At 39.5% G+C, this 1,086-nt stretch carries 1 protein-coding gene; it reads left to right on the forward strand.

Features of this window, described 5'->3' with window-relative positions; genetic code table 11:
* A partial coding sequence (locus tag ACYVRH_RS13135) for a hypothetical protein (RefSeq protein ID WP_461257346.1) occupies positions 1-1,086 on the forward strand: 1,086 nt, incomplete at both ends.

Below are 1,086 nucleotides of genomic sequence, written 5' to 3' on the forward strand. Positions count from 1 at the left end.
TCGGGCTTAGGGATTTTTCTTACAAGTTACGCAAAACTGACGAGGCTAGGGATTGGTCTTTACCTGCCGTTTTTATTTATTCGGTGGTGTGCGATAAAACTCAACCGCATAAATCATTAGTGCATGGGATAGCTCAAAGGGCGGGGCTTGATGTGTCTGATATTGACTGTTCCACTATTCCGGTTACGCTTCCTTATGTCAAATTAAGTAAAAATGTTTGGTCTGAATTGTCGAGTATGGCGGTGGCTTACCGTTGCCATTTGGAGTGTCCAGTAGAAAAACCGCTTGTGTTCGCACATTCGCCTTATCAAACAGAACCGCTTGCGGATAATGAATATTCATACACATTTGAAGGAAATAATATTTTTTATTTGCGAAAAACTGAAAGAGCGGAATTGTACCGCAATTCAATAAGGTTAAAAGTCAATATGCCTATAACACTTGAAAAACAAGAAATTTGGCATTATGACGATCCGCCTGTTTTTTATGATGAGTTTTTACAATCGCATTATCCATTTAAATATCCGCTTGTTCGTGAAATTGAAGAGGGTAAATGTGAAGCAAGATACAAGATAAAAGACGCTGACGGCAAGGAACGGAATGTAGTTTTTGCTGACCAAATAGACAGTAAAGAGGAAGCGGAGAATAGGCTTGATTTTGATGGCGGTCCATTTTCTTATTCGCATTATGACGTTACTTCAAACCATGACAGGGCAATACTGACGATTGCTAAAGAAACTGACGGAGATTTATACAGAGCGGAAATTTATGGCCGCCCAATAGTGCTTGAACTTAACCGTTCTTGTTTTATGAAAGATGTTGAGGCGGTAGAAACTTTGGGTACTGTAGCCCTGAATGTTACTGGTTCTTATTTTTCCGAATACGGAATAGTTAGGGGAAATATTACCGTTATGCAATATGAGGATTGGGTTATCCGTGAACTGGAAGAAAGATTGCAGGATAGAAGGGAGTTTACGATTAAAACACACAGAGCGTTGTTTAATGCGAGGGTGGGAGCGAAAGTAAAAATAAAAACAAAAGATGATGAAACGGGGGGAACGATTAACGCTTTTTCTTTCAGGTATA

It is taken from the genome of Treponema sp. R80B11-R83G3 (genome assembly GCF_054786115.1).